This is a genomic window from Kitasatospora sp. NPDC034023 (assembly GCF_055575795.1).
In genome coordinates this window covers 1-18,793 of sequence record NZ_JBVIRY010000062.1, presented here as the reverse complement: position 1 = coordinate 18,793, position 18,793 = coordinate 1, and the positions used below count along the sequence as shown (strand labels likewise).

General features: G+C 74.6%; 11 protein-coding genes and 1 pseudogene. 9 read left to right on the top strand and 3 right to left on the bottom strand.

Translation table 11 applies throughout. The features are described 5' to 3' along the window. Positions 1–184 precede the first annotated feature (184 nt). The 5 genes and pseudogenes from dhbC (at position 185) to ACZ52R_RS40935 (ending at position 4,923) form a co-directional block, all read left to right on the top strand. Entirely contained in the window at positions 185–1,396 is a 1,212-nt protein-coding gene (dhbC, locus tag ACZ52R_RS40955) for an isochorismate synthase DhbC (protein ID WP_465620825.1), read from the top strand. Further along, complete coding sequence (locus ACZ52R_RS40950) at positions 1,393–3,051, top strand: (2,3-dihydroxybenzoyl)adenylate synthase (protein ID WP_465755326.1); 1,659 nt, start codon at positions 1,393–1,395, stop codon at positions 3,049–3,051. Before dhbC ends, ACZ52R_RS40950 begins: the two co-directional genes overlap by 4 nt. Before the next feature lie 41 nt (positions 3,052–3,092). Next, positions 3,093–3,710, top strand: a pseudogene (locus ACZ52R_RS40945) (isochorismatase family protein); the annotation flags it as partial. 146 nt (positions 3,711–3,856) lie between these two features. Continuing rightward, positions 3,857–4,090: a phosphopantetheine-binding protein gene (locus ACZ52R_RS40940; RefSeq protein ID WP_465620821.1), complete on the top strand. Its 234-nt coding sequence runs from the start codon at positions 3,857–3,859 to the stop codon at positions 4,088–4,090. Between the two features lie 59 nt (positions 4,091–4,149). Then, complete coding sequence (locus ACZ52R_RS40935; RefSeq protein WP_465620819.1) at positions 4,150–4,923, top strand: AMP-binding protein; 774 nt, start codon at positions 4,150–4,152, stop codon at positions 4,921–4,923. A 112-nt stretch (positions 4,924–5,035) separates the two neighbouring features. Here the strand turns inward: ACZ52R_RS40935 and ACZ52R_RS40930 are convergent, their stop codons facing one another. Further along, entirely contained in the window at positions 5,036–6,220 is a 1,185-nt protein-coding gene (locus ACZ52R_RS40930) for an amidohydrolase (RefSeq protein ID WP_465755325.1), read from the bottom strand. Positions 6,221–6,339: 119 nt separating this feature from the next. Between ACZ52R_RS40930 and ACZ52R_RS40925 the strand changes: the two genes are divergently transcribed. The 3 genes from ACZ52R_RS40925 to ACZ52R_RS40915 all read left to right on the top strand — a co-directional run bounded on the left by ACZ52R_RS40925 (position 6,340) and on the right by ACZ52R_RS40915 (position 15,657). Beyond that, positions 6,340–13,995, top strand: coding sequence for an amino acid adenylation domain-containing protein (locus ACZ52R_RS40925; RefSeq protein WP_465755324.1), 7,656 nt, complete (start codon positions 6,340–6,342; stop codon positions 13,993–13,995). Continuing rightward, positions 13,988–14,173, top strand: coding sequence for an MbtH family protein (locus ACZ52R_RS40920; protein ID WP_465755323.1), 186 nt, complete (start codon positions 13,988–13,990; stop codon positions 14,171–14,173). The genes ACZ52R_RS40925 and ACZ52R_RS40920 overlap by 8 nt, the downstream gene beginning before the upstream one ends. 146 nt (positions 14,174–14,319) lie before the next feature. Next, positions 14,320–15,657, top strand: a complete 1,338-nt coding sequence (locus tag ACZ52R_RS40915) for a DHA2 family efflux MFS transporter permease subunit (protein ID WP_465755333.1) — start codon at positions 14,320–14,322, stop codon at positions 15,655–15,657. 78 nt (positions 15,658–15,735) lie between these two features. Here ACZ52R_RS40915 and ACZ52R_RS40910 read toward each other — a convergent pair whose 3' ends face one another. After that, positions 15,736–16,935 (bottom strand): IS110 family RNA-guided transposase, encoded by a 1,200-nt coding sequence (locus ACZ52R_RS40910; protein ID WP_465755322.1) that lies wholly within the window; start codon positions 16,933–16,935, stop codon positions 15,736–15,738. A gap of 206 nt (positions 16,936–17,141) precedes the next feature. On the opposite strand from ACZ52R_RS40910, the gene ACZ52R_RS40905 reads away from it, so the two are divergent. Then, on the top strand, positions 17,142–17,690 hold the full coding sequence (locus ACZ52R_RS40905) for a Uma2 family endonuclease (RefSeq protein ID WP_465755321.1): 549 nt from the start codon (positions 17,142–17,144) through the stop codon (positions 17,688–17,690). Between the two features lie 32 nt (positions 17,691–17,722). Here ACZ52R_RS40905 and ACZ52R_RS40900 read toward each other — a convergent pair whose 3' ends face one another. Further along, positions 17,723–18,565, bottom strand: coding sequence for an MBL fold metallo-hydrolase (locus ACZ52R_RS40900; protein ID WP_465755320.1), 843 nt, complete (start codon positions 18,563–18,565; stop codon positions 17,723–17,725). Between the last annotated feature and the right edge of the window lie 228 nt (positions 18,566–18,793).

Genomic DNA, 18,793 nt, shown 5'->3' with positions numbered 1-18,793 from the left:
GGTTCCGGCGGAACCGCCGCTCCCAGCAGTTCCGCTCCCCCTCCGCACCTCGATTGCTCGCCGCAGACCTGCCGGCCCCTGAAGACCCGCCGGCCCTGAAGACCTGCCGGCTCCCGAGGATCCGCCCGGCTCCCCGTAGACCCGCGATCTCCCCGTACACCCGTCCCAGACTGGAGAATCCACCGTGACCACGGTGCCCCACGCCCCGGCGGCCCCCCGCGCCGACGGCCCCGACCATGCCGTCATCGGCGCGGCCAGCGGACTGCTCGGCCAGTACCGGGCCGCCTCCGACGAGGCGTTCTTCGCCTCGCCGACGCGCACCCTGCTCACCTCCGGCGTGCGCGCCCGGGTGCCGCAGGACGGGCGGCCGCTGCCCGTGCGGGTCGCCGAGACGCTGGCCGAGGCCGGGCGCGCCGGGGGTGAACGGCCGCTGGTGGTCGGCGCGGTGGCGTTCGACCGGGACAGCCGGGTCGAGCTCGCCGTGCCCGAGCGGGTTCGGACCGCCGGGGCGCTGCGTGACGACCCGCTGATCGCGCTGCCCGCGCCGCCGGCCGAGCGGGTCGACTGGCGGATCCGCCCGGTGCCCGAGCCGGAGGCGTACGGCGCGGGTGTCGCGGCGGCCGTCGAGCGGCTGCGCGGCGGGGAGTTGAGCAAGGTGGTGCTGGCCCGGACGCTGGAGCTGAGCGCCGCCGAGCCGCTCGACCTGCCCGCCGTCCTGCAGCGGCTGGCCCGCCGCGACCCGGGCGGCTACACCTTCGCCGTCCCGGCCGGCGGTGGGCGTACCCTGATCGGCGCCAGCCCCGAACTCCTGCTCTCTCGGCGGGGAACGGCCGTGCTGGCCAACCCGCTGGCCGGCTCGGTGCCGCGCAGCGGGGACCTCGGCGAGGACGTCCGGCGCGCCGCCGCGCTGCTGGAGTCGCCCAAGGACCTGCACGAGCACGCCGTGGTGGTGGACGCCATCCGTGAGGCGCTGGCGCCGTACTGCCGCACCCTGGAGGTGCCCGAACGGCCCACCCTGGTGCGGACGGCCGCGATGTGGCACCTGGCGACCACGATCCGCGGCGAGCTGGCCGACCCCGCGGTCTCCGCCCTGGAGCTGGCCTGCGCGCTGCACCCGACCCCGGCCGTCTGCGGCACCCCAACGGACGTCGCGCGCCGGGTGATCGGCGAGGTCGAGCCCTTCGATCGCGGCCTGTACACCGGCATGGTCGGCTGGGGCGACGCGACGGGCGACGGCGAGTGGGTGGTCACCATCCGGTGCGCGGAGGCGGACGAGCGGACGCTGCGGGTGTACGCCGGTGCCGGGGTGGTCGACCGGTCCCGCCCGGAGGCCGAACTCGCCGAGACCAGCGCCAAGTTCCGGACCTTCCTGGACGCCGCGGGGGTGTCCCGGTGACGCCGCCGGAGGGGGTCACCCCGTACCCCGCCGAGTTCGCCGAGCGCTACCGGGCGGCCGGGTACTGGCGCGGTGAGACCTTCGGGCGGATGCTGCGCGAGCGCGCCGCCGCGCACGGCGAGCGGATCGCCGTCGTCGACCCGGGCGGCCACCCGACGGCGGCGACGGAGCGGCGCTGGACGTACGCCGAACTCGACCGCCGGGCCGACCGGATGGCCGCCGGGCTGCTCGCCCGGGGGATCCGGGCCGGGGACCGCGTGGTGGTCCAACTGCCCAACGCCGCCGAGTTCTTCGAGGTGGTCTTCGCGCTGTTCCGGATCGGCGCGCTGCCGGTGTTCGCGCTGCCCGCGCACCGGTACACCGAGATCGGGTACTTCTGCTCCTTCACCGGCGCGGCGGCGTACGTCGTCCCGGCCGTCGAAGGCGGCTTCGACTACCGTGAACTCGCCTCCCGGGTACGGGCGGAGAACCCCGCGCTGCGGCTGGTGCTGGTGGCCGGCGAGGACGCGGGGGAACACGTCCGGCTGGCGGACGTGCCCTGCGACGGGCCCGGGCCCTCGAGTGAACCCGAGCCGGCGGACGTCGCCTTCCTGCAGCTCTCCGGCGGCAGCACCGGCGTGCCGAAGCTGATCCCGCGCACCCACGACGACTACATCTACTCGCTGCGCGGCTCGGTCGAGCTGTGCGCGCTCGACGCGGACAGCGTGTACCTGTGCGCGCTGCCCGCCGCCCACAACTTCCCGCTCAGCTCGCCGGGTTCCCTCGGCACGCTGTACGCGGGCGGGCGGGTGGTGCTCTGCCCGCAGCCCGGTCCGGAGACCGCCTTCCCGCTGATCGAACGCGAGGGCGTGACCATCACCGGGCTGGTGCCGCCGCTCGCGCTGCTCTGGCTGGACGCCGCCGAGCGCGGCGCCCGGGGGTACGAGAGCCTGGAGGTGCTGCTGGTCGGCGGCGCCAAGTTCAGCGCGGAGGCGGCCCGCAGGGTGCGGCCGGTGCTGGGATGCACGCTCCAGCAGGTGTTCGGGATGGCCGAGGGGCTGGTCAACTACACCCGGCTGGACGACCCGGAGGAGCTGATCACCACCACCCAGGGCCGTCCGATCTCCCCCGACGACGAGGTCCGGGTGGTCGACGACCACGACCGGGACCTGCCCGAGGGCGCCACCGGCCACCTGCTGACGCGCGGCCCGTACACCATCCGCGGCTACTGGAACGCGCCCGAGCACAACGCGAACTCCTTCACGGCCGACGGCTTCTACCGCACCGGCGACCTGGTCCGGCGGACCCCGACCGGCCACCTGGTGGTCGAGGGGCGGGCCAAGGACCAGATCAACCGGGGCGGCGAGAAGGTCGCCGCCGAGGAGATCGAGAACCACCTGCTCGCGCACCCCGCCGTGCACGACGCCGCGGTGGTGTCGATGCCCGACCCCTATCTGGGCGAGCGCACCTGCGCGTACGTGGTGCTCCGCCCCGAACACCGCGAACAGCCGCCGAAGGGCGTCGAGTTGAAGCGGTACGTGCGGCAGCGCGGGCTGGCCGACTACAAGGTGCCGGACCAGGTGGAGTTCGTCGAGGCCTTCCCGGCCACCGGCATCGGGAAGGTCAGCAAGAAGGACCTGCGCGCGGCCATCGCGGCCTCCCTGACCGCCAGTTGATTTCCGTCCCGTTGCTGTCTAGCTGCTAAGGAACGACCATCGTGGGCCTGCCCCGCATACCCTCCTATCCGATGCCCGCCGCCGGGGAGCTGCCCGCCGACCGGGTCGCCTGGACGGTGGACCCGGCGCGCGCCGTCCTGCTGGTCCACGACCTGCAGAACCATTTCCTGGGCGCCTACGACACCGGGGCCGCGCCGGTTCCCGAACTGCTCGGCAACGTCGCGGGGTTGGCCGAGGCGGCGGGCGCCACCGGCGTCCCGGTCGTCTACTCGGCGCAGCCGGGCGGACAGAGCCCGGCCGAGCGCGGACTGCAGCAGGACTTCTGGGGGCCCGGCATCCCGGACGGCCCGCGCGCCACCGCGATCGCCGACGCCGTCGCGCCGAGGCCGGGCGACACCGTGCTGACCAAGTGGAAGTACAGCGCCTTCGTGCGCACCGAGTTGGCGCACCTGCTGCGCGAGCAGGGCCGGGACCAGCTGGTGATCACCGGCGTGTACGCGCACATCGGCGTGCAGGCCACCGCCTGCGACGCCTGGATGCGGGACATCCAGGCCTTCGTGGTGGCCGACGCCGTCGCCGACTTCGGCCCGGCGGAGCACCGTGCCGCGCTGGCCTGGGTGGCCGGGCGCTGCGGAGTGGTCACCACGACGGCGGCCGTGCTCGGAACGTTGAACGGCGTGCATGGCGTGCATGGCGTGGACGGCGTGGACGGCGTGGACGGCGTGGACGGTGCCAACGGCGCGAACAGCGTGGACGAGGCGGCGGGCGCGGGGGGTTCGGGCGAGACGGAAGAGGTGGACGGGAAGTGACAGGCGTGGGCTTCACGGTGGTTCGGATCCGGGCCGAGGTCGCCGACCTCCTCGGCGAGGACCCGGCGGACATCCCGCTGGACGAGAACCTGGTCGACTGGGGGCTGGACTCCATCCGCCTGATGACGCTCGCCGAGCGCTGGCGGGCGGAGGGCGTCGAGGTGGCGTTCGTCCGGCTCGCGGAGCGTCCGGTGATCGAGGCCTGGGCCGAGCTGCTGGGCGCGGCCTGATGGCGGCGGTCGTACGGGAGGCCGCCCGGACAGCGGTCCGGGAGTCCGTGTGGGAGGTCATGCGAGAGTCCGTCCGGGAGTTGGAGCGGGAGGGGGCGCTGCCCTCGGCGCCGTCCCTGCCCCGGCGCACGGTGACGTACCCGGCGACCACCGTGGTGGGGCCGGTCGAGGCCCAGGCGGCCCGGACACCGGACGCGCCGGCGCTGGTGCTCGCAGGCGGGGAGACCGTCAGCTACGGGGAACTGAACGCCTCGGCCAACCGGTTGGCGCGCGCCTTGGCCGCCCGCGGGGCCCGCCCGGGTGCGGTGGTCGGCCTGGCGGCCGTTCGGAGTCCGGCCGGGCTGCTGACGGCGCTGCTGGCGGTGGTGAAGTCGGGCGCGGCGTACCTGCCGCTGGACCCGGCCGACGCGCCCGGGCGCAGGGCGCGGCTGCTCGCGGAGACCGGGCCGGTGTGCGTGCTGGGGGAGGGGGTGGCGGGAGCGCTCGCCGGGCTGGAGACGGACGGCGAGCTGCCCACCGACCCGCCTCGGGCGCTCACCCCGCGGCACCTGCTCTGCGTCGGGTACGGCCCGGGCGGGCGCCCGACGGCTGTGCGGCTCACCCATGCCGAGGCGGACCGCCGGGTGCGCGAGCTGCAGGCGCAGCACCCGCTCGGCCCGGGCGACCGGGTGCTGCAACTGGGGCTGCCGCTTTGGGAGTTCCTCTGGCCGCTGCGGACGGGCGCCGCCGTGGTGCTCGCCGATCCGCAGGGGGAGGGGGAGGCCGGGGCGCTGGTCCGGGAGCTGGGCGTGACGGCGGTGCGGGTGGCGCCGGCGGCTCTGCTGGGTGCCTGACGGGCGGATGGCGGATGGCGGACTGCGGACGGACGGCTGACGGCTGACGACTTTCAGGTGACAGCTTTCAGCGAACAGATGATGAAATCTGTTCGCTGAAAGCTGTCCGCCGTTACTTGTCCGCCAACGAGGCCCCTGCCGCCAGGCCTGCCCCTGCCGCCGCCAGGTCCGCTGCCGTCCACGCCATTGCCACCGCGCCGTCCAGCACCGCCCGTTCCGCCTCCGCCCCCCGTGCCGCCTCGGCGAACGCCGCCTCGTGCGGGGCGCAGGCGCCGCCCGTGATGTCCAGGACCGGATGGATCGAGGGCACCACGTGTGACACGTTCCCCATGTCCGTACAGGCGAACGGCCCGCGCTCGACCGGCTCCGGCCGGCCGAGCGCCGCCGCGTTGGCCCGCCACAGGGCCAGCAGCCCCGGATCGGACCGCATGTCCAGGTAGTCCGGCTCGGGCCGGGACAGTTCCACCGTGCACCCGGTGGCCAGCGCCCCGGCGCGGAAGCAGTCCTCGACCCGGGTGCGCAGCTCCGCGAGGTCCTCGGCGGCCGAGGCCCGGATCTCGTACTCGGCGCGGGCACTGTCCGGGATCAGGTTCGGTGCCGTCCCGGCCGCCGTGGTGATGCCGTGCACCCGCCAGCGCGGCGGGAGTTGCTGGCGCAGCAGCCCGATCGCGACCTGGGCGACGGTGAGCGCGTCGGCGGCGTTGCGGCCGTCGTGCGGATTGAGGCTCGGGTGGGCGGCGCGCCCGCGGTAGTTGACGGACAGCGTGCCGAGCGCGAAGGAGCGGAAGTCGGCGACCTCGACCGGGCAGGGGTGGACCATCATCGCGGCGTCCGCCCCGGCGAAGGCCCCCGCCTCCAGCAGCAGTGCCTTGCCGGCCCCGCGCTCCTCCGCCGGTGCGCCGATCACCCGTACGGTGAGCCCGAGTTGCTCGGTGTACGGGGCGAGCCCGAGCGCCGCGCCGAGGCCCGCGGCGGCGATCAGGTTGTGCCCGCAGGCGTGGCCGAGGCCGGGCAGCGCGTCGTACTCGCAGACCAGCGCGACGGTGACCGGCCCGCTGCCGAGGGTCGCGCTGAACGCGGTGGCCAGGTCGTGCACGGGCGCGGTGACGGAGTAGCCCTGGCCGCGCAGCAGTTCGGCGCACCAGCCGGCCGCGCGGTGCTCCTCGAAGGCGGTCTCGGGGTGGGCGTGGATGCGGCGGCTGAGCGCGAGCAGCTCCTCCCGGTGTGCGTGCACGCGGTCGCGGACGGCCTGCTTGGTGGCGGACAGGGTCGCGGCCGGGGTGGCGGACAGGGGCATGGGTGGCGCCTCCGAGGTGTCAGGGCCGGGGCTTCCCGCGCCCGTTGACCAGATCATATGAAGTTAGGTTAGGCTAACCTAAATAAGGCGTTCCGGATCCCCGAGGAGCTCTCCGAACCATGCCCGCCGCCGAGACCCAGACTGGCGACACCCGGACTGACGACATTCAGACCGGCGACATTCAGACCGGCGACCCCCGGATCGTCGAGACCCAGGCCGCCGACATCCCGTTGCTCGCCGCCCAGGCCGCCATCTGGTACGCCCAGTCACTCGAACCCGCCAGCCCGGTCTACAACACCGGCGACGCCGTCGAGGTCGCCGGTCCGCTCGACGAGGACCGGTTCGAGCGGGCGCTACGGCAGGCGGTGGAGGAGGCGGAGGCGCTGAGCGTCGTCGTCGTCGCCGGCCCCGACGGCACGCCCCGTCAGCGGCTGAGGCCCCACCGCCAGTGGCTACTGCACCGCCTCGACCTTCGCGCCGAGACCGCTCCGGAGGCCGACGTGAGCACCGGCACCGGCACCGGCACCGCCGCTGAAGCCGAAGCCGCCGCCGAAGCCGCCGCCGAAGCCGCCGCCGAGGCCTGGATGCGCGCCGACCTCGCCCGTCCGGTCGACCTCTCCGAGGGCCCGCTGTTCACCCACGCGCTCATCCGCCTCGCCGACGACCGGTGGCTCTGGTACCGGCGGATCCACCATCTCGCCGTCGATGCCTACGCGTTGGCCCTCCTCGGCGATCGGGTCGCCGAGCTGTACCGCGCGGACGCCGGCGGCGCCGAGTCGACCCCGAGCCCAACGTCGAGCCCTACCCCGACCCCGCCCCCGAGCCCGTTCGCGCGCCTCGCCGAGGCCGCCGCCGAGGAGGCCGCGTACCGCGACGGCGAGGAGTACGCGGCCGACCGCGCCTACTGGTCCGCCCGGATGGCCGACGCCGACACCCCGGCGACCCTCCCGGGCACGCCCGCCCGCGAACCCGGCGCGGCCCCGCTGCGCCTCGCCGTCGACCTCCCCGTCGGCACCCGCGAGCGCCTGGAGCGCGCCGCCACCGTCGTCCGCGCCACCTGGGCCGAACTGCTCCTCGCCGCCACCGCCGGCTACCTGCACCGCCTGTCCGGCAGCCGGGACGTCGTCCTCGGCCTGCCGCTCGCCAACCGTCGCGGCCCGGCCGCCCTGCGCACCCCCGTCGCCGCCGCCAACGTGCTCCCGCTGCGCCTCGCCGTCCGCCCCGCCGACAGCGCCGAGGACCTGCTGCGCCGAGTGGTCCGCGAACTGCGCGCCGTCCGCCGCCACCAGCGCTACCCGCTGGACGACCTGCGCCGAGACCTCGGCCGCACCGGCGACCGCCGCGCCCTGTTCGGCCCGATGGTCAACATCAAGGCTTTCGAGGGCGACCTCGACCTGGCCGGCCTGCCCGGCACCGTCCGCAACCTCGCCGCCGGCCCCGTGGGCGACCTCGCCCTGAACGTCTCGCCCGGCCCGGACGGCGCGCTGCGCCTGGCCATCGACGCCGACCCGGCCCGTCACGGCGCCGCCTCCCTCGCCGCCCACCGCGACGGCCTGCTGCGCTACCTCGACGCCCTCGCCGAGCTGCTGCTCACCGCCCCGCAGACCCCGATCGCCCGGATCGACCTGCTCGACGCGGACAGCCTGCGCCGGGCCACCGCGGGCCGGGCCGAACCCCCGGCGGAGCGCACGGTGCCCGAGCTGTTCGCCGCCCGGGCCGCCCGCACCCCGGAGGCCGTCGCCGTCCGCTGCGGCGCGACCGCCCTGACGTACGCGCAGCTCGACACCGCCGCCAACCGCCTCGCCCACCGCCTGACCGCCCTCGGCGTACGGGCCGGCGCGCCGATCGCGATCGCCCTGCCGCGCGGCACGGACACGCTCGTCGCGATGCTCGCCGTCCTCAAGGCCGGCGGCGCCTGCGTCTCCCTCGACCTCACCCACCCCCGGCAGCGGCTCGCCGCCGTCCTGGCCGACGCCCGCCCGGTGTGTGCGGTCGGCACCGTCGAGGCCCTCGCCGGACTCGGCCTGCCCGCCGACCTGCCCACTGTGGCCACCGACCTGCCCGCCGACCCGCCCGTCGTGCGCACCGACCTGCCCACGGTACGGCCGGGGGAGGCCGACAGCGAGCCCGACACTGCCCCGCCCGCGCCGCAACTCCACCACCCCGCGTACGTGTTGCACACCTCCGGTTCCACCGGCCGCCCCAAGGGCGTGGTGGTCACCCATGCCTCGCTGGCCAACCTGTACGCCGGCCTCGTCGAGGACCACATCGCCCCCGCCGTGCGCCGTACCGGCCGTGAGCGCCTGCGCGTCGCCCACAGCGCCTCGTTCGCCTTCGACGCCTCCTGGGACCCGGTGCTCTGGATGGTCCACGGCCACGAGCTCCACCTGCTGGAGGACGCCACCTACCGCGACCCGGCCGCCCTCGCCGCGCACCTCGACCGCGAGCGCATCGACTACCTCGACCTCACCCCCTCCTACCTCGAAGTCCTCATCGCGGAAGGGATCCTGGACGAAGGGCGGCACCGCCCGTCCGTCCTCGTGGTCGGCGGCGAGGCCACCCCGCCCGCCCTCTGGCAGCGCCTGACCGCCGTCCCCGGCCTGCACCCGGTCGACCTCTACGGCCCGACCGAGACCACCGTCGACGCCTACGCCTGGACCCCGGGCCCGGACGGTGCCCCGGTCGGCCGGGTGGTGCGCGGCTCCCGCGCCTACGTCCTGGACGGCTCCCTGCGCCCCGCGCCCGACGGCGTCGCCGGCGAACTGTACGTCGCCGGCGCCTGCCTGGCCCGCGGCTACCTCGGCCGCCCCGACCTGACCGCCGAACGCTTCCTCGCCGACCCCTTCGGCGGGCCGGGCGCCCGGATGTACCGCACCGGCGACCTGGCCCGCCGCCGCCCGGACGGCAGCCTGGAGTTCCTCGGCCGCGCCGACGACCAGGTGAAGATCCGCGGCTTCCGGGTCGAGCCCGGCGAGATCGCCGCCGTCCTCGCCGAACTGCCCGGCGTCGCCCAGGCCGTGGTGATCGCCCGTCCCGGACCACAGGGCAAGCGCCTGCTCGGCTACGCGGTCCCCGCACCCGGCCGCGCCCCGGACCCGGACGGGTTGCGCGCCGCGCTCGCCGCCCGGCTGCCCGCGCACATGGTCCCGGCGGCCGTGCTGCTGCTCGACGAACTGCCGCGCACCGCCCACGACAAGCTTGACCACCGGGCCCTGCCCGAGCCGGCCGTCTCCGCCGAAGGCGCTGCCGCGGCGACGCCGCAGGAGGAGCTGGTCTGCGGGCTGTTCGCCGACGTCCTCGGCCTGCCGCAGGCTCCCGGTCGGGACGCCTCCTTCTTCGACCTCGGCGGTCACTCGCTGCTCGCCGGTCGCCTCGCCGCCCGGCTGCGCGAGACCTTCGCCAGGCCGGTCGGGTTCGCCGACGTCTTCCGCCGCCCGACCCCGGCCCGCCTCGCCGCCCTGCTCGGCGACCGGGCCTGCACGGGCCGGCCCGACCCCGCCTGGCCCGACCCCGGCCCGAGCGACACCAGCCAGGCCGACACGAACCAGGCCGACGCCGACCATGCCGACGCTCCCGAGCCGCGCACCGCCCTCGTACCCGTCCCGCGCACCGAGCGGATGCCGCTCTCGCCCGCCCAGCGCGGCCTCTGGTTCCTGCACCGGCTCGAAGGCCCCAGCCCCACCTACAACATCCCGCTCGCGCTCACCCTCACCGGCCCGCTGGACCGGCACGCGCTCACCCTCGCCCTCGGCGACCTCGTGGCCCGGCACGAAGTCCTGCGCACCGTCTACGGCGAGGAGCCGGACGGCATGCCGTACCAGCGGATCCGGCCGCCCGCACCCATCGAACTGCACGACGGGCCAACCGAGTTGGCAGAGGCCGTCCGGTACGCCTTCGACCTGACCGCCGAACCGCCGCTGCGGGCCACCCTGTTCTCCGACGGGCCCGCCGAGCACACCCTCCTCCTGCTGCTCCACCACATCGCCGGCGACGGCGCTTCCACCACTCCGCTGGTCCGCGACCTGGCCGCCGCCTACACCGTCAGGATCGCCGGGCGTGAACCAGAACTGCCACGGCTCACCGTCCAGTTCGCCGACCACGCAGCCTGGCAGCGGCAGCGTCTCGGCACCCCCGACGCGCCCAGCCCGCTCGCCCTCCGGCAAGCCGAGTACTGGCGCACCGCGCTCGCCGGGCTGCCCGACCAGCTGGAACTGCCCACCGACCGCCCCCGCCCGGCCGTCGCGGGGCACCGGGGCGCCACCGTGCCCTTCGATCTCGACGCCGAGGCGCACACCGCCCTTGCCGGGCTCGCCCGGTCCGCGGACAGCACCGTCTTCATGGCCGTTCTGGCCGGGCTCACCGCCCTGCTCGCCCGGCACGGCTGCGGGACCGACCTCCCGATCGGCACCCCGGTGGCCGGCCGCGAGGACGACCGAACCGCTGCGCTGGTCGGCTACTTCGTCAACTCCGTGGTCCTGCGCACCGACACGTCCGACGACCCGACCTTCCGAGAGCTGCTGGCCCGGGTACGCACCACCGTCCTCGGCGCCCACGAGCACGCCGACCTGCCCTTCGACCGCCTGGTCGAGGAACTCAACCCGGCGCGCTCGCTCGCCCGCCACCCGCTCTTCCAGGTGATGCTCGCCTGGCAGAGCCGGCCCGACGAGCGCATCGCGCTGGGGGGCGGCCTCACTGCCGAGCTCGCCGCCGTCCCCAGCGGCACCGCCAAGTTCGACCTCACCCTCAACGCCGGCGAACTGCCCGGCGGCGGCATCGGCGGCTTCCTGGAGTACCGCACCGACCTCTTCGACGCCGCCACCGTGGCCACGCTCGGGGAACGGCTGGCCCGGCTCCTCACCGCCGCCGCCACCGCGCCCGACACCCAGATCGGCCGACTCCCGCTGATCAGCGAGGAGGAGCGGCGGCGCGCCCTCGTCGAGTGGAACGCCACCCCCGGCCCGGCGAGCCCGACGGACGCCGCTCCCGGCGCCACCCTGCCCGAGCTGTTCGAGGCGGCAGCCAAGGCCAACCCGCGTGCGATCGCCGTGAGTTACGAAGGAAGCCGACTCGACTACACCGAACTCGGCGCCCGCGCCGACCGGTTGGCCCGACTCCTGGTCGCCAACGGCATCGGCCCCGGCACCATCGTCGCCCTCGCCCTGCCGCGCTCGCTCGCACTCGTCGTCGCCCTGCTGGCCGTGGCCAAGTCCGGCGCCGCCTACCTGCCGCTCGACCCCGAGTACCCGGCCGACCGCCTGGCCTACATGCTGGCCGACGCCGCCCCCGCCGCCGTGCTCACCGACCGCGCCACCGCACCCCGGCTGCCAACCCACGAGAGGACCGCCCACGAGGGGTCCGCCCACGAGCGGTCCGCCCACGAGCGGTCCGCCCACGAGCGGTCCGCGCACGAGAGGTCCGCCCACGAGCGGTCCGCGCGGGAGGGGTCCGCCCCCGCGGGGCCCGCCCGCGACGTACCCCGACTCCTCGTCGACGGACCGGAAGCCGAGCAGTGTCCCGCCGTCCCGCTCGCCCCACACGAACGCACCCGCCCGCTGAGCGCCGAGGACACCGCGTACGTCATCTACACCTCCGGCTCCACCGGCCGCCCCAAGGGCGTACCCGTCACCCATCGCAACGTGGTCCGGCTGTTCAGTGCCACCGACCACTGGTTCGGCTTCGGCGCCGACGACGTCTGGACGCTGTTCCACTCCTACGCCTTCGACTTCTCCGTCTGGGAGTTGTGGGGCGCCCTGCTGCACGGCGGCCGGCTGGTCGTCGTCCCGCACCTGGTCAGCCGCGACCCCGCCGCCTTCCTTGACCTGCTCGCCCGCGAACGCGTCACCGTGCTCAACCAGACGCCCTCCGCGTTCTACCAGCTCAGCGCCGCCGACCGGGATCGCCCGGGCAGTGAACTCGCCCTGCGCCACGTGGTGTTCGGCGGCGAGGCGCTGGAACTCGCCCGTCTGGACGACTGGTACACCCGGCACGCCGAGGACGCGCCGACCCTGGTCAACATGTACGGCATCACCGAGACCACCGTGCACGTCTCCCGCCTCGCCCTCGACCGGGCGAGCGCCGCCGCCGGAAGCAGCAGCACCATCGGCGTCAACATCCCCGACCTGCGCGTCTACGTCCTCGACCGGCACCTGCAGCCCGTCCCGCCCGGCGTCACCGGCGAGATGTACGTCGCCGGGGTGGGCCTGGCCCGCGGCTACCTCGGCCGCCCCGCGCTCACCGCCACCCGCTTCGTCGCCGACCCGTACGCCGAGCTCTTCGGCGAGCACGGCACCCGGATGTACCGTTCCGGCGACCTCGCCCGCCGCCGCGCCGACGGCATCCTCGAGTACTTCGGCCGCGCCGACCAGCAGGTCAAGCTGCGCGGCTTCCGGATCGAACTCGGCGAGATCGAAGCCGTGTTGGCCGCCCACCCGGCCGTCGCCGACGCCGCGGTCCTCGTCCGCGAGGACGCGCCGGGGGACCAGCGGCTGGTCGCCTACGTGGTCGCCCACGTGGTGGCCGGCGGCGCGGTGGCCGAAGGCGTCACCCCCGACGAACTGCGCACCCACGCCGCCGCCGGACTGCCCGCCCACATGGTTCCGTCCGCCGTCGTCCTGCTCGACCGGCTGCCGCTGACCGCCAACGGCAAACTCGATCGCCGCGCCCTGCCCGCGCCCGAGGCGCCGGCCGCGGGCGCCGGCCGACCGCCGCGCACCCCGCGCGAGCAGCAGCTGTGCGAACTGTTCGCCGAGGTCCTGGGTGTGGCCGCGGTCGGCGTCGAGGACGACTTCTTCGCCCTCGGCGGGCACTCACTGCTGGTCGTGCGCCTCGCCGGGCGGATCCGCGAACTGCTCGGACTGGACGTCGGCATCGGTACGCTCTTCCAGGCACCCACGGTCGCCGCCCTCGACACCGCCATCGACACCGCCCTCGCCGCCGGCGCCGAGTCCACCGACGCGCTGGACGTCCTGCTCCCGCTGCGGCCCGTCGCCCCCGGCCGCCGACGCCCGCTGTTCGCCATCCACCCGGCCGGCGGCCTCAGTTGGTGCTACACCGGCCTGATCCGACACCTGCCCGGCGAGATCCCCCTCTACGGCCTCCAGGCCCAAGGCGTCGGCGCCGCCACCGCCGCCGAACCGCTGCCCGGCACGATGGAAGAACTGGCCGCGCACTACGCCGACCGGCTGCGCGAGGTCCAGCCCGAAGGCCCCTACCGGCTGCTCGGCTGGTCCACCGGCGGAATCATCGCCCACGCCGTGGCAGTCCGGCTCCAGGAACTGGGCCAGGACGTCGAGCTGCTCGCCGTCCTGGACGCCTACCCCGCCGAAGGCTTCCGCGAACTGCCCGTCCCCGACCAGGCCGAGGCACTCGAGGCACTGCTCACCATGGGTGGCTACGGCCCCGAGGACCTTGCCGGCCGGCCGCTCGAACTCGACGCCGTCACCGAGCTGTTGCACCGCGAAGGCAGCCCGCTCGCCGGACTCGACGACACCACCGTGGCCGCGCTCAACCGGATCTACCTCAACACCAACCACCTCGTACGCGGCTACGACCACCGCCGCTACGACGGGGACGTGCTGTTCTTCCGTGCCACCGTCGACACCATCGACGACACCCTGGTGCCCGAACTCTGGAACCCGTACGTGACCGGCCGGATCGCCAACACCGACGTGGCCTGCTCCCACAAGGACATGACCCTGCCCGCCCCGATCGCGCACATCGCGAGCGTGATCGCCGACCACCTCGCCGCCGACCTGGAGAAGTGCCCCGATGAGTGACGCCCCCGCCAACCCCTTCGACGCCGACGGCGAGTTCCTGGCGCTCGTCAACCCCGAGGGACAGCACTCCCTCTGGCCCTCCTTCGCCGCCGTCCCGGCCGGCTGGGACGTCGCCCACGGCCCGTGCGAGCGGGCCGCCGCCCTGGAGTGGATCACCGCCCACTGGACCACCCTGTGACACCTTCCGAGGCCCCTGCCGGGGCCCCTCCCGAAGCCCCTGCCGGGGCGACCGGCGCCCCCGACGCCCAGGCCCCCGACGCCCAGGCCCCCGATGCCCCGGGCGCCCAGGCCCCGGCGCGTCCCCCGCTCGCGGGGCACGCCGCGGTGGTCGCCGTCTACACGGCCGCGATGTGCATGAACGGCCTGGACTCGACCATCGTCAACCCCGCGCTGTTCTGCATCGCCGAGGACTTCGGCCGACCGGTCTCGGCGGCCAACGCCGTCGAGACCGCCTTCCTGATCGGCCTCGCCCTCGGCCTGCCGGTGGCCGGCTGGCTCGGCGACCGGTACGGCGTGAAGCGGGTCTTCCTCGGCGCGCTCGGCGCCTTCACCCTCGCCTCCGCCCTGTGCGCCGCCGCCCCTGGCCTCGGCTCGCTGGCCGCCGCACGGGCCGTCCAGGGCGTGGCGGGCGGACTGCTCACCCCGGTCGGGATGACCCTGCTGTTCCGGGCCTTCGCCCCGCACGAGCGGGCGGGCCTGGGCCGGATCCTGATCGTCCCCACCGCGCTGATGCCCGCCCTCGGACCGCCACTCGGCGGCCTCCTCACCGAACACCTGTCCTGGCACTGGCTGTTCCTCGTCAACGTGCCGATCGGGGTGGCCGCCGTCGCCGTCGGCCTGCGCGGCCTGCGCAGCGCCGACGAACCCCCGGCCGGCCGCTTCGACACCACCGGGTTCCTGCTCGCCACCCCCGGCCTCGGCCTGCTGACCTACGCCCTCGGCTTCGGCCCGGCCCACGGCTGGTCCTCTCCGGGCGTGGTACTCGGCGCCGTCGCAGGCCTGGTCCTCTTGGCTGCCGCCGTCCGTCGGCAACTCCGCGCCGACGAGCCACTGGTGGACCTGCGACTGCTCGCCGACCGGACCTTCGGCGCGGCGAGCCGGCTGGCCCTGCTCACCTCCGCCGCACTGATGGGCGCGCTGTTCGCCCTCCCGCTGCTCTACCAGGCGGCCCAGCGCGCCACCGCCCTCGACGCCGGACTGAGCGTCTTCCCGGAGGCGATCGGCCTGATGGCCGCCTCCCAGGTGGTGGACCGCCTGCTGCCCCGCCTCGGCCCGCGCCGCCTCGCCCTGCCCGGGCTGCTGCTCGCCGCTGTCGTCCTCGCGGCGCTCGGCTACGCGGAGAATCCGTGGCTGGTCCGGGCCCTGATGTTCGGCGTCGGCCTCATCCTCGGCGCCGCCGTCCTCACTGTCCAGATCGCCGGCTTCGCCGACGTCCGCCCGCCCGCGATGGGCCGCGCGATGGGCCTCTTCACCATCCTGCGCACCCTCGGCGGCGCCCTCGGCATCGCCGCCACCGCCGCCCTCATCGGGGCCTTCCCCGCCGACTCGGGCACCACTCCCTACCGCCTCGCCCTCCTCCTCACCGCCGCCCTGGTCGCCGCCGGCGCCCTCCTCGCCACCCGGCTCCCGACGGAGCCCCCGGGCTCGCCCCCGGAGGACTGAACACCCCGCGGATGCCCGCCTCCGGTGCGCCGGCTGCCGTACGGTGGCCGAAGCACCGGAGGAGTCTCAATGATTGAGTCAAGCCGTCTGCGCGGCCGGATCGGGGGTGAAGACCCGGTTGTCGCGCAGGAGGGCCCACAGGACGCTGACCCGTCGGCGGGCGAGAGCAATGATCGCCTGGACTTGCTTGAGCCCTTCGCCGCGCTTCTTGAGGTAGAAGTCACGGTTGGGCCCGTCTCTGATGATGCTCGTCTGCGCGGACAGGTAGAACACCCTGCGCAGGCGGCGGCTGTAGCGCTTGGGCCGGTGCAGGTTGCCGGTCCGTCGGCCCGAGTCGCGCGGGACGGGCACCAGCCCGGCCGCCGAGGCCAGGTGGCCCGCGTCGGCGTAGGCGCTCAGGTCGCCGGCGGCGACGACGAACTCCGCGCCCAGGATCGGCCCGACGCCCGGCAGCGACTCGATGATCTCCGCCTGCGGGTGGGCGTGGAACGTGGCCTTGATCTGCTTGTCTATGCCCTTGAGCCGGTCGTCCAGGACCAGGATCTGGGCCGCGAGGTCGGCGACGATCTGCGCGGCGACATCCTCGCCGGGCAGCACGGTGTGCTGGGCGCCGGCCGCCTCCAGAGCGGTGGCGGCCACTGCGTCCGCGCCACGCACGCCGCGATTGGCCAGCCAGGCCGTCAGCCGGGCCCGCCCGCGGCGACGCAGGGCCGCCGGGGTCTGGTAGCCCGTCAGCAGTACCAGGGCGCCCTTGTGGGCGGAGTAGTCGAAGGCCCGCTCCAGCGCCGGGAAGATCCCGGTCAGCACATCGCGCGGGCGGTTGATCATCCGGACCCGGTCGGCGACCAGGTCGGTGCGGTGCGCGGTCAGCAGCGCGAGGTCGGCCGCCAGCTGGGCGGGCACGTCGATCGCCGCGAAGTCCCGGCGGACGCGGGCGGTTTCCGCGATCACGTAGGCGTCGCGGGCGTCGCTCTTCGCCTCGCCCCGGTAGGCGTCGGACATCCGGTTCACGGTCCGGCCGGGCACATACACGGGCTTCTGCCCGTGGGCGGCGAGCAGGGCCAGCAGCAGCGCCGACGCCGTGCCGGAGATGTCCACCGCCCAGGCAACCCGGTCGGCCAGGGCGAGGATCTCGCCGATCGCGGTCAGGATCGCCGACTCGTCGTTGTCGATCTTCCGCGACCACAGGGTCGCGCCGGTGTCGTCGACCACCGCCGCCCAATGGTGGCCCTTGCCCGCGTCGATGCCGGCCCAGACCTGGTCCCGCTGTCTGCTCATTCGCCCCTCCTCGAACTGCCTGCTTCGCCGTTGGCCCGAGGAACACCCCGCCGTCAGCTCCGTAAACAGCGCTCGGAACGCAGATCTCAATCAGCAGCCAGGGCGCCCCGGAGAGCCGGACGGCCACTCCTCGGGAGCCACAGAAGGCAAGACCGCATCAGCCACATCCGGCCCTCCCGGGCCGCCTAACAACTTACGGAGACCGCATGAACCCTGAGCACTATCGCCTGCTCGAAGAGGCCCGTCGTAGCCTCCCGGACGGCTACAAGGTCGAGCTGTCCGGCGACATCATCGTCATGCAGGCGTCGCCGTCGTCGATCCACCAGCTCAACCTCGCGATCGTCCAGCGCCAGTTCGAGGCACACTGCCCACCGGGGTACTTCCCGACCGGGAACAGCGACCTCTCCTCGCCTGAGGTCGGCTCGGTCCGTAACCCCGACCTCACCTACCTGCCCGAGGACGTCATCGAGCTGGGCCGCGAGATCCCGGCCGAGCTGGCCCTGATCGCGGTCGAGATCGTCTCGCCGTCCAACCCCGACAACGACTGGAGCGGGAAGGTCCGCGACTACCCGCGGATGGGCCTCCCGCTCTACCTGATCGTGGACCCGCGGCAGAAGACCGTGACGCTGTTCTCGGAGCCGAACCGCGACCGCTACCACACGCGGACGGAGCGGGAGTTCGGCGAGACCATCGGCATTCCCGAGCCGTTCGGCTTCGAGCTGGACCTGTCCCGGCTGGTTCCGTACCGGGACTGATTCCGGTCGGGTCCGGTCGCGCCCGGCGGGGCTCAGCCCGTCGGGCAGAGGACCAGGTCGCGCAGGGCGCGGCGGGTCGGGGAGGGGCCGGATTCGGCGAGGGCGGCGCGGATCTGGCGCAGGTGGCCGAGGGTGAGTTGGAGTGGGGGTTCGTTCGGCTGGTAGGTGGTGCGGACGGGGTAGTCCACGCCGGGGTGGCGGGTCATCTCGATGTGGCAGCCGAGGACGTACGTCACCGGGCGGTGCCGAGCGAAGTCGAGCAGCCGGTCGACGGAGCGCCCGAAGGCCGCCCAGTCGTCGATGTAGAGCCGGCCCGGGTAGACGGTGTCGCCGGTGAGCAGGAAGCCCGTCCACGGGTCGTAGTACGTCACCGCCGAGGCGTGGTGCCCGGGCGTGGCCAGGCACTCCGCGGCGCGGCCGCCGCCGAGGTCGACCGTGGCCACCGCCTCCGGATTCCGGTCGAAGCCGAAGTACGGCCAGGCGGCGGCCGGGTGGGCGGGCACCAGGGTGGTGTCCGGCCGGTCGGCGAACTGCCGGTCGGCGGCGACGTGGTCGTCGTGGTCGTGGGTGTGCAGGACGAGCAGTTCGTAGCCGTCGCGGGGGTGGCGGGCGAGCCAGCGCCCGATCAGGCCGTCGACCACCGTGCGCAGCGGGAAGAACGCGGGCTCGGCGGTGGCCCCGGTGTCCAGCAGGAGAGCGCGCTCCGCCCCGAACAGCAGGTACGGGAACGGGGCTTCGTAGTGGACCGCCTTGTTCTGCCGCATGATGACGGTGTGCTCGTCGTACACGTGGACGTGGATCTCCGGGTCCGTGTTGTGCTTGGACGACGGCGATCCGTGGATCCACCGCACCTCCAGCGGACGGGCGAACCGCATGCCGCCAACCACGAGACCTCCCGGTGACTACCGCTCCCGACCGCGGGTTCCCCGACGTTGGGCGCTCGGTGGTCGGCGACACGGGTGGCTTCGCCCTACTTCGTCCTTTCGGGTGATGCCGCCGATGCGGACGCCCCTAGGGACTGTTCTGAATTCAGATCATGAGTTCGTGGATTCGGGCGCTTCGGCGGTGCTGCTGCTGGTAGAAGAAGGCCATGACACGCGGAG

What these genes read in the sequence shown, in the direction of transcription:
- ACZ52R_RS40935 (WP_465620819.1), top strand. Translation starts at nt 4,150, where the DNA reads ATGCGAGAGTCCGTCCGGGAGTTGGAGCGGGAGGGGGCGCTGCCCTCG.
- ACZ52R_RS40930 (WP_465755325.1), bottom strand. Translation starts at nt 6,220, where the DNA reads ATGCCCCTGTCCGCCACCCCGGCCGCGACCCTGTCCGCCACCAAGCAG.
- ACZ52R_RS40925 (WP_465755324.1), top strand. Translation starts at nt 6,340, where the DNA reads ATGCCCGCCGCCGAGACCCAGACTGGCGACACCCGGACTGACGACATT.
- ACZ52R_RS40920 (WP_465755323.1), top strand. Translation starts at nt 13,988, where the DNA reads ATGAGTGACGCCCCCGCCAACCCCTTCGACGCCGACGGCGAGTTCCTG.
- ACZ52R_RS40910 (WP_465755322.1), bottom strand. Translation starts at nt 16,935, where the DNA reads ATGAGCAGACAGCGGGACCAGGTCTGGGCCGGCATCGACGCGGGCAAG.
- ACZ52R_RS40905 (WP_465755321.1), top strand. Translation starts at nt 17,142, where the DNA reads ATGAACCCTGAGCACTATCGCCTGCTCGAAGAGGCCCGTCGTAGCCTC.
- ACZ52R_RS40900 (WP_465755320.1), bottom strand. Translation starts at nt 18,565, where the DNA reads ATGCGGTTCGCCCGTCCGCTGGAGGTGCGGTGGATCCACGGATCGCCG.